Below are 12583 nucleotides of genomic sequence, written 5' to 3'. Positions count from 1 at the left end.
CTCTTTGTCATGGATGAGGGAGTCCTTCCCCTCACAAACTCTAGCCGTAAAAAAGCCCCGCATCTCGTAAAAGAGAGCGGGGCTTTCTGTATTTTTCGCGCTTAGATCTGTTCGGCCCAGAGGTCGTATTCGTCGGCGTCGGTCACCTTGCACCAGACCTTGTCGCCCGGCTTGAGGTTGCTGCCGTTGTCGATGAACACGTTGCCGTCGATTTCCGGGGCATCGAAGAAGCAGCGGCCGACCGCGCCTTGCTCGTCGACTTCGTCCACCAGCACTTCGATTTCGCGGCCGATGCGCATTTGCAGGCGCGCCGAGCTGATGGCCTGCTGGTGCGCCATGAAGCGCTCCCAGCGATCCTGCTTGACGTCGTCCGGAACGATGTCGAGGTTCAGGTCATTGGCCGGCGCGCCTTCGACCGGCGAGTACTGGAAGCAGCCGACGCGGTCGAGCTGGGCTTCGGTCAGCCAGTTCAGCAGGTATTGGAAGTCTTCTTCGGTTTCGCCCGGGAAGCCGACGATGAAGGTCGAACGGATGATCAGGTCCGGGCAGATTTCGCGCCAGTTCTTGATTCGTGCCAGGGTCTTGTCTTCGAACGCCGGGCGCTTCATCGACTTCAGGACTTTCGGGCTGGCGTGCTGGAACGGGATGTCCAGGTACGGCAGGATCTTGCCGGCGGCCATCAGCGGGATCAGTTCGTCGACGTGCGGGTACGGGTAAACGTAGTGCAGACGGACCCAGACGCCGAGGGTGCTCAGCGCTTCGCACAGTTCGGTCATGCGGGTTTTCACCGGCGCGCCGTTCCAGAAACCGGTGCGGTATTTGACGTCAACGCCGTAGGCGCTGGTGTCCTGGGAAATCACCAGCAGTTCCTTCACGCCGGATTTGACCAGGCGCTGGGCTTCGTCGAGCACGTCGCCCACCGGACGGCTGACCAGTTTGCCGCGCATCGACGGGATGATGCAGAAGCTGCAGCTGTGGTTGCAGCCTTCGGAAATCTTCAGGTATGCGTAGTGACGCGGGGTCAGCTTGATGCCTTGCGGCGGCACCAGGTCGATCAGCGGGTTGTGATCCTGCTTCGGCGGCACGACTTCGTGCACGGCGTTGACCACTTGCTCGTACTGCTGCGGACCGGTGACGGCCAGCACGCTCGGGTGCACGTCACGGATGTTGCCTTCTTCCACGCCCATGCAGCCGGTCACGATGACCTTGCCGTTTTCCTTGATCGCTTCGCCGATGACTTCCAGCGATTCGGCCTTGGCCGAGTCAATGAAGCCGCAGGTGTTGACCACGACCACGTCGGCGTCCTGATAGGTGGACACCACGTCATAGCCTTCCATGCGCAGCTGGGTCAGGATGCGCTCGGAGTCGACCAGTGCTTTCGGGCAACCCAGAGAAACGAAGCCAACCTTTGGATTGGCCGGCGCAGGAGTGGTGGACATGTCTAACCTCGGTGTTTTGTGACGTCGCTTGCCTGATGGCAGAAGCCGACGGACGGGCGCTTGAACTGCGCCTCTGATCAAAAAGTGCGCAATTCTAGCGACGAGCAGCGCACTTGACCAGCTTTATGCAGGGAAATACGACGAGTGCTGCGCTATGCTTCGCGCCGTTGCGCTTTACTGAATTTTTACAGTCAAGAAAACGTCTGTTACAGGGCGTAAAAACGCGCATGCTGCACACAAAGCATAGTGCTTCATATAAGAAGCCGGTCTGGGAATCAGGAGTGTTGGATGGGTCAGGCAAGTAGTCACGCGGCGGGCGCCGAAGGTTCGGCCACCAAGCCGCTGAGCATGCTGGTCGCGGCGGTCGGGGTAGTTTACGGCGACATCGGCACGAGCCCGTTGTACACCCTCAAAGAAGTGTTTTCCGGCGCTTACGGTGTGCCCGTCAATCACGACGGAGTGCTCGGCATTCTGTCGCTGATTTTCTGGTCGCTGATCTGGGTCGTTTCAATCAAGTACATGATGTTCGTCCTGCGCGCCGACAACCAGGGCGAGGGCGGGATCATGGCGCTCACCGCGCTGGCGCGGCGGGCAGCGGCGGGGCGCAAGCGGTTGCGCACGCTGCTGGTGGTCTGCGGGCTGATCGGCGCGGCGCTTTTCTATGGCGACAGCATGATCACCCCGGCGATTTCCGTGCTCTCGGCCATTGAAGGTCTGGGCCTGGCCTTCGACGGCATCGACCACTGGGTGGTGCCGCTGTCGCTGGTGGTACTGGTGGCGCTGTTTCTGATCCAGAAACACGGCACGGCGCGGATCGGCATTCTGTTCGGGCCGATCATGGTCACCTGGTTCCTGGTGCTCGGCGCCCTCGGCGTGTACGGCATCAGCCACACCCCGGAAGTGCTGCACGCGATGAATCCTGTGTGGGCGGTGCGGTTCTTCACCGTCCATCCGGGCATGGGCGTGGCGATCCTCGGCGCCGTGGTGCTGGCGCTGACCGGTGCCGAAGCGCTTTACGCCGACATGGGCCACTTCGGTCGCAAGCCGATTGCTCGTGCGTGGTTCCTGCTGGTGCTGCCGGCGCTGGTGCTCAATTACTTCGGTCAGGGCGCCTTGCTGCTGGAGAACCCGGACGCCGCGCGCAACCCGTTCTACCTGCTGGCCCCGAGCTGGGCGCTGATTCCGCTGGTCGGTCTGTCGACCCTGGCCACGGTGATTGCCTCCCAGGCCGTGATTTCCGGCGCGTTCTCCCTGACCCGTCAGGCGATCCAGCTCGGTTACATCCCGCGCATGTACATCCAGCACACCTCCAGCGACGAGCAGGGCCAGATCTACATCGGTGCCGTGAACTGGTCGCTGATGGTCGGCGTCGTGTTGCTGGTGATCGGCTTCGAATCCTCCGGCGCCCTGGCCTCGGCCTACGGCGTGGCGGTGACCGGCACGATGCTGATGACCACGATTCTGGTGTCGGCAGTCATGTTGCTGCTGTGGAAATGGCCACCGATTCTGGCGGTGCCGGTGCTGCTCGGCTTCCTGCTGGTGGACGGTCTGTACTTCGCTGCCAACGTGCCGAAAATCGTCCAGGGCGGTGCCTTCCCGGTGATCGCCGGTATCGCGCTGTTCGTGCTGATGACCACCTGGAAACGCGGCAAGCAACTGCTGGTCGAGCGCCTCGACGAAGGCGCACTGCCACTGCCGATCTTCATCAGCAGCATCCGCGTGCAACCACCGCACCGCGTCCAGGGCACCGCCGTGTTCCTCACCGCCCGTTCCGACGCGGTGCCGCACGCGCTGTTGCACAACCTGCTGCACAACCAGGTACTGCATGAGCAAGTGGTGTTGCTGACCGTCGTCTACGAAGACATCCCGCGCGTCCCGCCATCTCGCCGCTTCGAAGTCGAAGCCCACGGCGAAGGCTTCTTCCGGGTGATCCTGCACTTCGGCTTCACCGACGAACCGGACGTGCCGCAGGCACTGAAGCTGTGCCATCTGGATGATCTGGACTTCAGCCCGATGCGTACCACCTACTTCCTCAGCCGCGAAACGGTCATCGCCTCGAAACTCGAAGGCATGGCCCGTTGGCGTGAAGCGCTGTTTGCGTTCATGTTGAAGAATGCCAACGGCAACCTGCGCTTCTTCAATCTGCCGCTGAACCGGGTGATTGAGCTGGGGACGCAGGTGGAGATGTAGGTTGCGTCTCGATTGAATAGCCCCCGTCAGCTTTGCGGCTGGCGGGGGCTTTTTTGTGTTTGTGGACTTATCAGAATCCAGTGGAGATCCCTGTGGGAGCGGGCTTGCCCGCGAATGCGGTGTATCAGTTTACAAATCAGCTGCCTGACCCATCGCCATCGCGGGCAAGCCCGGCTCCCACAAGGATCTCGGGCGTTTGCCAAAACGAAAAAGCCCCCGCAACTGTGAAGTTGCGGGGGCTTTTCGTTGGTGCGCTTCAGATCACTCTTCCGCCACCTGCGCCGTCTTCTGGCGCTTCTCGATCAAGTCCACCAGTCGCTTGGCCAGCGCCGGGTAGTTCTCGTCGAAGTGGTGGCCACCAGGCAGTTTCACTGCTTCGCCCACCGCCGTTTTGTCGGTGCAGCCGCTTTCGTCAGTTTCTTCTTCACCGTAGATGCACACGACCTTGGCCGGTGGCAGCTTGGCCATTTCCGGGCCGGTGGCGGCTTCTTTGCCGGCGTTGCCGAGCCAGCCTTCGACTTCGATTTCGAAGCTGCCGGTGCGGGCGAAGGCCAGCAGGATGATTGCGTCGACACGTTGCTGCTCGGTTTCCGGCAGGCGGTTGTAGATCGCCGGGAGGACGTCGGCGCCGAACGAGTAACCGGTCAGGATGAAGCGTTTGGTGCCCCATTTCTGGCGGTAGTGCTGCATCAGTTCGGTCAGGTCCAGCGCGCTCTGTTCCGGGCTCTTGTGCTGCCAGTAGTAGCGAAGAGTGTCGATGCCGACGACCGGGTAACCGATCTTGGCCATTTCACCGGCCACGTCGCGGTCCAGATCTCGCCAGCCGCCGTCACCGGACAGGAACAGGGTGACAGTGTCCTTGGCCTGGCCGGCCGGGACTTCCACCACCGGGATCTGCAGGCCGCCGTTGGCCTTGTCGCCGCCGACGAGGATCTTGCGCAGTTCGTTGTTCAGCACTTGCGGCAGGTTGATGTCGTAATCGCTGATGCTGGTTTCGGCGTTCGGTTGGTCGCGCACGAAACCGGCGCTGGTGTCGTCCGGGTTGTCGTTCCACGCCACCAGCCAGTGGCCGTGGGCGGCGGCTTTCGGCAGCAGGTGGGTGCAGCCGGGTTTTTCCAGGGCCAGGTCGACCGATACGGCCTGGGCCTTGTCGTCTTTCTGCTCGGACAGCCAGCGCCACGCCAGGACGGCGCCGGGGCCGATGCCGCTGACCAGGGTCGCCGGGCCGTTCAGTTCACGCAGGCCGGCTTGCAGGGCGCGGCTTTGCAGCAGGCAGTCCTTGGGCAGGATCACTTGGACGATCTGCGCCGAGGCGCTGCGGCTCAGGGTGCTCAGTTGCTTGTCACTGAGCTTCTGGTCGTCGTTGACCGCCACCAGCACCTGAGCCTTGGGCTTGGTACCGGGGATGACCCGGGTCATGGCGGCGCCATCGGCCGGGGTGAGCTGTTCGAGGGTCGGTTCCGGTGCCGGGCGTTTGAGGTACCAGAAACCGCCACCGGCAATCGCGGCCAGCACCAGCAGTGCGACCAGGATGTACTTCAGGGAGCGTTGAATCATCAGCGTTTCACCAATCCAGTCAAGCCGCCCGCGATCAGGGCAGCAGTGTCGGCCAGCGCCACCAGCGGATCCAGTCCGGCGGGCACGGCCATATAACGGGGTTCCCAGTCAGGCTGGAACTTGTCTTTGAAGCGGCGCAAGCCTTGGAAGTTGTACAGCTGCTCACCACGGCGGAAAACCATCGAGCCCAGACGCTGGGTCAGCGGTGCCCCGCGCCGGGGTTGCAACCCCGACAGCGGCACCATGCCCAGGCTGAAGCGCGCGTATCCGTGACTCTTATAGTGTTGAATCAGACCGACCATCATGAATTCCATGGTCAGCTTGGGGGCGTCCGGGTGCGCGCGCATCAGGTCGAGACTGGCCAGGTCGTGGCTGTAGGTCTCGAGCAGGTTGGCGAATGCCACCGGGCGCCCTTCGAAGCGAATCACCGCGATGCGGAAATGCTTCAGGTAATCGTCGCTGAAACGGCCGAGGGAGAAGCCTTTCTCGCGCACGTTCTTGCCGGTCAGCCAGGCATCGGAAATCACCTTGAGCTCGTCCATTGGCGCCTGGCCCGGCTCGTGGATTTCCAGCGACAGACCGTCGCGGCTCCCACGATTCCAGGTGTAGCGCAGGTCCTTCATCTCCTTGCCCTTGGCTTCCAGGTCAAAGCGATGCAGATCGACCCGGGCTTCCTCGCCCAGCTTGATCGCGGTCAGACCGATGTCCATGTAGTACGGCAGGTTTTCGGCGCGCACCTGATAGAACACCGGACGGGCGTGATGGATGTCGCACAGGTCGCGGAACTGCCAGATCATCTCGGCCCGTTGCTGGCCAGGGCCGATCGGGTCGTACAGGGCCACCAGACTGCGGCCGCGACGGGCGTACATCAGGAAGGCTTCGTCGTTGGGATGAAACAGCAGCGCCTTGTCACCGGTCAGGGCCAGGCCGCCGTCCGGTTGCGAGGAGGCCATCAGGATCTTCGAGGCGCGTTCCAGCTCATCGGGTGTCGGCAAGTGGATCACCGGGCGAGCGGTGCGCAGCAGCCAGGTCAGGGCGATCACCAGCAGCAACACGGCGGCGCCGAGCAGCGAGCGCAGGCCGCGCGGAGCGTCGGCGTCGAGGGTGAACTGCCACCACAGTTGATGGCTGTACGGAACGTCCTGATAAGCGAACAGCAACAGCCAGGTCGAAGCACCGAGTACGCACAGGCTGGCCACCAGATACAGCGGCGAGAACGGCAGTTCGGTCAGACGGCTCGGGCGGTAGAACGAGCGACGGAACACCCCCAGCAGCGCGGCGGTGAGGGTCATCAGGGTCGCTTCTTCCCAGTCGAAACCCTTGAGCAGCGAGAGCAGGGCGCCCACCAGCAACAGAATGGTGGTCAGCATCCACGCCGCCGACAACCGGCGACGCAAGCCCTGGGCGAGCATCAGGCACAGCACGCCGATCAGGCTGGCGCCAAAGTGCGAGGCGTCGACCAGGCGGTGAGGAATCAGAAAGCCGATGTGTTCCAGACGGGTGTCGATCTCTGGCGTCGCGCCGGAAAACAGCAGCACCACGCCGGACAGGAACACCAGCACCGCGAGAATCGGTGCCGCCAGACCGGAGGCTGCACGCATCGTCTGCGACTGAAACAGACGCTGGCCTTCGTTGAGCAGCAACAGCACGCAGGCCACCAGCAACGGCAGCACCACATAGATCAGGCGATACAGGAGCAGGGCAGCGGCCAGTGGCGCGGCGCCAAGCTTGTCGGCGAACGCCGCGAGCAGAATAGCTTCGAAGACCCCCACGCCACCCGGCACGTGACTGAGTACGCCCGCCGCCAGCGCCAGCAGATAAACCAGCAGGAACGCACCGAAGGGCGGCGCTTCCGGCAGCAGCAGATAAAGGACGGTCGCAGCGGCGGCGACGTCGAGGGCGGTGATGACCAGTTGCAGGAACGTCAGGCGACGACCCGGCAGGCGCAGGGTGCGACGGCCGGCTCGAACCAGCAGGTTGTCCGGATAAGGTTGTTCCGGCAGGCGACGGCGATAGATGCCGATAGCCAGGATCGCGCCGAGCAGCAGCACCACGCCGGCAATCGTCCCCAACAAGGTCTCGGACAACCCCAGTGCCTGCGATGCAGCAGGCAGGTTGCTCAGTGTCGCAAGGGCAGCCAGCGGCGGCAGGGCGCAGCCCAGCGACAGGCTGGCGAACAGCGTCATGTGCGCGACTTCGGACGCGCCCAGGCCATGCCGTGCATATAAACGGTAACGCACCGAACCGCCGGACAGCATCGACAGGCCGATGGCGTTGCCGATGGCAAACGCGGTGAAGCCGCCAAGGGCCAGAACTTTCGGTGCCAGCGTCACGCGGGCGTAACGACTGGCCGACCATTCATAGCCGAGCAGAATGATGAAGCCGACGAATGTCGCACCGAGGGCACCGAGAAGGGCCGGTTTCGGCACCTCCAGAATCGAGTCGTGCAGTGCGTCGAGATCGAGTTCGCTGAGCAAATGGCGACAGGCAATCAGTGCAATGGCGAACAACAGCAGTGTGACCGCCAGACCGATCGGCTGGCGGTATTTGCTGATCCGATCCAGCAGGCGCAGACGCTCAGGCTTGATCGGTGGGGTCGCTGTGACGGTGTCTTGTGAATCAGACGAGTTGGCGCGCATCAATCACCTCTTGGATTGTGCGCGACAGGATGGAGGTATCCAGCCAAGTTACCAATCCCTGTAGAAAAAAATAATCACAAAATACTACGCCTCTCACCGGGTATCGGCGAGGGCAGGTCTTGGATTGCAGATGCCTTGTCCGCGACTCAAGCATAGTCGCAACTCGGCGGGTCTGAAGATCCTGAACGGTTCACTGCACAGTGACAGATCATTGTTGCGAAAGGACTTTTTCCACAGATACAAAAAAGGCCACTCTTTCGAGTAGCCTTTTTTGATGTTTGGTTGCGGGAGCCGGATTTGAACCGACGACCTTCGGGTTATGAGCCCGACGAGCTACCAGACTGCTCCATCCCGCGTCTGTGTGGCGGCATTCTACAGGCGAACGGCGAGGTGTCAACCGATAATCCCGTGATGGGTCAAATAAGTGTGCAATCGCGGCAAACGGTCGCAGGGGGAGCGCTAAGTTTCGGAATCGGAACGATTTCCGCTTGGCGCGACTGGATCCGAAAAACCGACGCGCACAAAAAAGGCCAATCTTTCGATTGGCCTTTTTTGATGTTTGGTTGCGGGAGCCGGATTTGAACCGACGACCTTCGGGTTATGAGCCCGACGAGCTACCAGACTGCTCCATCCCGCGTCTGTGTGGCGGCATTCTACAGAGGAACGCCGGAGTGTCAACCTTCAATTCGGATAAAACCTGTTCAGCTTCAATCGGTTAGCGCTGACGGACGGTCTTTTTCCCGGCTGCAGGTCAGGCAGCACAAGGGTTTCAGCTCTATTGGAGGTTGCTTTTCGATTGAGAAAATAAATTCAAAGGTGGTTTCCTACAACTTGAAAAGAACATTCATACCACTGGTGCTATATACAGGTGTCAGTGAGATACTGCCGGTCCGGCTCGCCATGTTTCCTTTTCTGTCATGACTCAGCGAAAAATCATCCACGTCGACTGTGACTGTTTCTACGCCGCCATCGAGATGCGGGATGACCCGAGCCTCGCCGGCAAGCCGTTGGCGGTGGGTGGCTCGGCAGACCGGCGCGGAGTGATCGCCACCTGCAACTATGAGGCGCGGGCTTATGGGGTTCGCTCGGCGATGTCGTCCGGACATGCCTTGAAGCTGTGCCCGGACCTGACCATCGTCAAGCCACGCATGGATGCCTATCGCGAGGCGTCGAAGGAAATTCATACGATCTTCAGCGATTACACCGACCTTATCGAGCCGCTTTCCCTGGACGAAGCCTATCTCGACGTCTCGGACAGCGCGCACTTCGGCGGCAGCGCCACGCGGATCGCCCAGGACATTCGCCGCCGGGTTTCCAATCAATTGCACATCACCGTCTCCGCCGGCGTGGCGCCGAACAAGTTTCTGGCCAAGATCGCCAGCGACTGGAAAAAGCCCAACGGCTTGTTCGTGATCACCCCGGACCAGGTCGAAGACTTCGTCAGTGGCCTGCCGGTGAGCAAGCTGCACGGGGTGGGCAAGGTCACGGCCGACAAGCTGAGCAGGCTCGGTATCAGTGACTGTCTGCAATTGCGCGAGTGGGACAAGCTGGCGCTGGTGCGGGAATTCGGCAGTTTCGGCGAGCGTTTGTGGAGTCTGGCCCGTGGGATCGATGAGCGGCTGGTGCACAACGACAGTCGTCGTCAGTCAATCAGTGTGGAAAACACCTACGACGTCGATCTGCCGGATCTGCGCAGTTGCCTCGACAAGCTTCCGGAACTGTTGGAAACCCTGAAAACCCGTATGGCGCGGATCGACAGCAGCTACCGGCCGGGCAAGCCGTTCGTCAAAGTGAAGTTTCACGATTTCACCCAGACCACACTGGAGCAGGCCGGGGCAGGGCGGGATCTGGGCAGTTACCAGTTGATGCTGACCCAGGCCTTCAATCGCGGTGGTAAGCCGGTGCGGTTGTTGGGGGTGGGTGTGCGGCTCGAGGATTTGCGCGGCGGTTTTGAGCAGATGGAGTTGTTTGAGCGATAAGCGGACAAAAAAATGCCCGAAGCAGGTTCGGGCATTTTTTCAGGGGTTCAGTTCGGCCCCGGATCCGCCACCAGACGCCCCGCATCCCGGGTCAGGGACTTGAGGAATTCGGCCTGCAACTCAGGATCGTTGCGGGTCAGTTCAATCAGGCTTTGTTCCAGTTCACTGGCTTCTTCTTCCAGACCCAGTTCCGACAGACGCTTGACCCGGTGCACCCATTGGCTCACTTCGTCGTCTTCCAGATCGTCGTAGATCAGCCCGTGAGCTTCCAGCAGCTTGCCGCGCAGGTGACTGCTGATCGCCAGAGACGAGTCGGAATGCACGTCATCCTTGCCGTCTTCGACGCTGATCTGCAGTTTCCCTACATGATTGAGGTCGTTTTCGGCGAACGGGCTGTCCAGCAGGTTCAGGCGCAGCACGCCGTTGCGATCGGTGGTCATGTCGAAGGTCTGCTTGCCGGCCTTGACCTGAACCGGGCGCTCGCTCCATGGCAGGCTTGAATATTCCGTGCGCTTGTCGCGCTGGACTTCGTCGATACCGGCCAGGTTCTGTTGCGCGCGACCGTTGGATTGCACGTTCATGAACGGGTTGAGCCCGGCGAAACCGTAGCTGAGCCAGTCCCGTGTCACGCTGTCGGGCAGATTGCCGAGGGCAAACACGTTGACCACGTTCGCGCCGACGCCGCCGACCACCGCCACTGCGCCCAGCGGAATCTCGTAGATCTCCCGCCATGGCTGGTAAGGCGTGTAACGGTCGTAATGGCGGGTGACCTCGAACTCGGTGACTTCGAAAGTCTTCTGTTCGTTGATCTTCACGCGCCGTTGCGGCAGCTCAAGCACCTTGGGCTCGCCGACATCGATCTGCAGGCTGTGATCGAGCAGTTTGCGCTCGACACGTTCCTCGTGCTCGCTGCGTTGTGACATGTGATTGGCACAGCCGCTGACCAGCAGGGTGCCGCACAGGGCGGCACCACCGAGGCCTAAGGTGTTTCGCTTGAACATGACGTCTCTATCTGGTTTCAGCGGCGGATACGGGCCTGAAGGAAGGACAGCACGTCGGCAACCGGCAGCGCTTGCGCCTGGCCTTCGGTACGGCTCTTGTATTCCAGGTTGCCTTCGGCGAGGCTGCGGTCGCTGACCACGATCCGGTGCGGAATGCCGATCAGCTCCATGTCCGCGAACTTGATGCCCGGGCTGGTTTTCTTGTCGCGGTCGTCCAGCAGCACTTCGAAGCCGGCCGCAGTCAGTTCCGCGTACAGCTTGTCGGTGGCTTCGCGCACCAGCTCGGTTTCATAGCGCAGTGGCACCAGAGCGATCTGGAACGGTGCCAGGGCGTCGCTCCAGATGATGCCGTTTTCGTCGTTGTTCTGCTCGATGGCGGCAGCCACCACGCGGGACACACCGATACCGTAGCAACCCATTTCCAGGGTCACCGGCTTGCCGTTCTCGCCCAGCACTTCGCACTTCATCGCCTTGCTGTACTTGTTGCCCAGCTGGAAGATGTGCCCGACTTCGATGCCGCGCTTGATTTCCAGGGTGCCCTTGCCGTCCGGGCTCGGGTCGCCGGCCACGACGTTGCGCAGGTCGGCCACGGTCGGAACCGGCAGATCACGCTCCCAGTTCACGCCGAAGTAGTGCTTGTCGTCGATGTTGGCACCGATGGCGAAGTCGCTCATCAGCTCCACCGAACGGTCGATGATGATCGGCAGCGGCAGGTTCAGCGGGCCGAGGGAGCCGGCGCCGGCGCCGATGGCGTCACGCAGTTCGGCATCGGAGGCCATGACCAGCGGGCTGGCAACGCCTGGCTGGTTGGCAGCCTTGATTTCGTTCAGCTCGTGGTCGCCGCGAATGATCAGGGCGATCAGCTTGCCTTCTTCTTCGGCGTGCACGATCAGGGTCTTGATGGTCTTTTCAATTGGCAGATTGAATTTTTCCACCAGGGCCGCGATGGTCTTGGTGTCTGGCGTATCGACCAGACGCAGCTCTTCGCTTGGCGCGGCGCGCGAGGTTTCACGCGGCACGGCTTCGGCTTTCTCGATGTTCGCTGCGTAGTCGGAACCGTTGCTGAAGACGATATCGTCTTCGCCGGACTCGGCCAGCACGTGGAACTCGTGGGAACCGGCGCCACCGATCGAACCGTTGTCGGCTTCCACCGGACGGAATTTCAGGCCCAGGCGGGTGAAGATGTTGCAGTACGCTTCGTGCATGCGGTCATAAGTGATCTGCAGCGACGCCTGATCCGCATGGAACGAGTAGGAGTCCTTCATGATGAATTCCCGACCGCGCATCAGGCCGAAGCGTGGACGGATTTCGTCACGGAATTTGGTCTGGATCTGGTACAGGTTGATAGGCAGCTGTTTGTAGCTGCTCAACTCGTTGCGCATCAGATCGGTGATCACTTCTTCGTGGGTCGGGCCCGCGCAGAAATCACGACCGTGGCGGTCTTTGATGCGCAGCAGCTCAGGGCCGTATTCTTCCCAGCGCCCCGATTCCTGCCACAACTCGGCCGGTTGGGTGCTCGGCATCAACACTTCCAGAGAGCCGGCGGCGTCCATTTCTTCACGAACGATGGCTTCCACCTTGCGCATCACTCGCAAGCCCATCGGCAGCCAGGTGTACAGGCCCGAGGCGAGTTTGCGGATCATGCCGGCGCGCAGCATCAGCTGATGGCTGATCACGACCGCGTCGGAAGGCGTTTCTTTCTGTGTGGCGAGCAAAAATTGACTGGTGCGCATGGTTGGCCGTTGTCGGTTGCTATGACTGGAAATGACGGAGCAGTG

Annotated in this window: 7 protein-coding genes and 2 tRNA genes; 2 read left to right on the top strand and 7 right to left on the bottom strand. The window is 61.5% G+C overall.

Annotated elements, in window-relative coordinates; translation table 11 throughout:
* Nucleotides 1-101: 101 nt before the first annotated feature.
* On the bottom strand, nucleotides 102-1439 hold the full coding sequence (gene rimO / locus L6D74_RS20830; RefSeq protein ID WP_085612340.1) for a 30S ribosomal protein S12 methylthiotransferase RimO: 1338 nt from the start codon (nucleotides 1437-1439) through the stop codon (nucleotides 102-104).
* Nucleotides 1440-1787: 348 nt separating this feature from the next.
* Here rimO and L6D74_RS20825 point away from each other — a divergent pair, with 348 nt between their 5' ends.
* Nucleotides 1788-3629: a potassium transporter Kup gene (locus tag L6D74_RS20825; protein ID WP_371857891.1), complete on the top strand. Its 1842-nt coding sequence runs from the start codon at nucleotides 1788-1790 to the stop codon at nucleotides 3627-3629.
* A 261-nt stretch (nucleotides 3630-3890) separates the two neighbouring features.
* Here L6D74_RS20825 and L6D74_RS20820 read toward each other — a convergent pair whose 3' ends face one another.
* The 4 genes from L6D74_RS20820 to L6D74_RS20805 all read right to left on the bottom strand — a co-directional run bounded on the left by L6D74_RS20820 (nucleotide 3891) and on the right by L6D74_RS20805 (nucleotide 8462).
* A complete protein-coding gene (locus L6D74_RS20820) occupies nucleotides 3891-5186 on the bottom strand; it encodes a virulence factor family protein (RefSeq protein ID WP_236190225.1) in 1296 nt (431 codons plus the stop codon).
* Nucleotides 5186-7825, bottom strand: coding sequence for a bifunctional lysylphosphatidylglycerol flippase/synthetase MprF (gene mprF, locus L6D74_RS20815; RefSeq protein ID WP_236190224.1), 2640 nt, complete (start codon nucleotides 7823-7825; stop codon nucleotides 5186-5188). The genes L6D74_RS20820 and mprF overlap by 1 nt, the downstream gene beginning before the upstream one ends.
* 279 nt (nucleotides 7826-8104) lie before the next feature.
* Nucleotides 8105-8181 (bottom strand) — tRNA-Met (locus L6D74_RS20810).
* Between the two features lie 204 nt (nucleotides 8182-8385).
* Nucleotides 8386-8462: transfer RNA gene (locus tag L6D74_RS20805), tRNA-Met, on the bottom strand.
* Between the two features lie 280 nt (nucleotides 8463-8742).
* Between L6D74_RS20805 and dinB the strand changes: the two genes are divergently transcribed.
* Nucleotides 8743-9804: a DNA polymerase IV gene (gene dinB, locus L6D74_RS20800; RefSeq protein ID WP_127797112.1), complete on the top strand. Its 1062-nt coding sequence runs from the start codon at nucleotides 8743-8745 to the stop codon at nucleotides 9802-9804.
* Nucleotides 9805-9851: 47 nt separating this feature from the next.
* Here dinB and L6D74_RS20795 read toward each other — a convergent pair whose 3' ends face one another.
* On the bottom strand, nucleotides 9852-10805 hold the full coding sequence (locus tag L6D74_RS20795; RefSeq protein ID WP_039771323.1) for a hypothetical protein: 954 nt from the start codon (nucleotides 10803-10805) through the stop codon (nucleotides 9852-9854).
* Between the two features lie 17 nt (nucleotides 10806-10822).
* Nucleotides 10823-12538, bottom strand: coding sequence for a proline--tRNA ligase (locus tag L6D74_RS20790; RefSeq protein WP_236190221.1), 1716 nt, complete (start codon nucleotides 12536-12538; stop codon nucleotides 10823-10825).
* Between the last annotated feature and the right edge of the window lie 45 nt (nucleotides 12539-12583).

Origin of the sequence: Pseudomonas pharyngis (assembly GCF_021602345.1) — a bacterium.
Lineage (GTDB): Bacteria > Pseudomonadota > Gammaproteobacteria > Pseudomonadales > Pseudomonadaceae > Aquipseudomonas > Aquipseudomonas pharyngis.
This window is presented reverse-complemented; position numbering and strand designations above follow the sequence as displayed.

What these genes read in the sequence shown, in the direction of transcription:
- rimO (WP_085612340.1), bottom strand. Translation starts at nt 1,439, where the DNA reads ATGTCCACCACTCCTGCGCCGGCCAATCCAAAGGTTGGCTTCGTTTCT.
- L6D74_RS20825 (WP_371857891.1), top strand. Translation starts at nt 1,788, where the DNA reads ATGCTGGTCGCGGCGGTCGGGGTAGTTTACGGCGACATCGGCACGAGC.
- L6D74_RS20820 (WP_236190225.1), bottom strand. Translation starts at nt 5,186, where the DNA reads ATGATTCAACGCTCCCTGAAGTACATCCTGGTCGCACTGCTGGTGCTG.
- mprF (WP_236190224.1), bottom strand. Translation starts at nt 7,825, where the DNA reads ATGCGCGCCAACTCGTCTGATTCACAAGACACCGTCACAGCGACCCCA.
- dinB (WP_127797112.1), top strand. Translation starts at nt 8,743, where the DNA reads ATGACTCAGCGAAAAATCATCCACGTCGACTGTGACTGTTTCTACGCC.
- L6D74_RS20795 (WP_039771323.1), bottom strand. Translation starts at nt 10,805, where the DNA reads ATGTTCAAGCGAAACACCTTAGGCCTCGGTGGTGCCGCCCTGTGCGGC.
- L6D74_RS20790 (WP_236190221.1), bottom strand. Translation starts at nt 12,538, where the DNA reads ATGCGCACCAGTCAATTTTTGCTCGCCACACAGAAAGAAACGCCTTCC.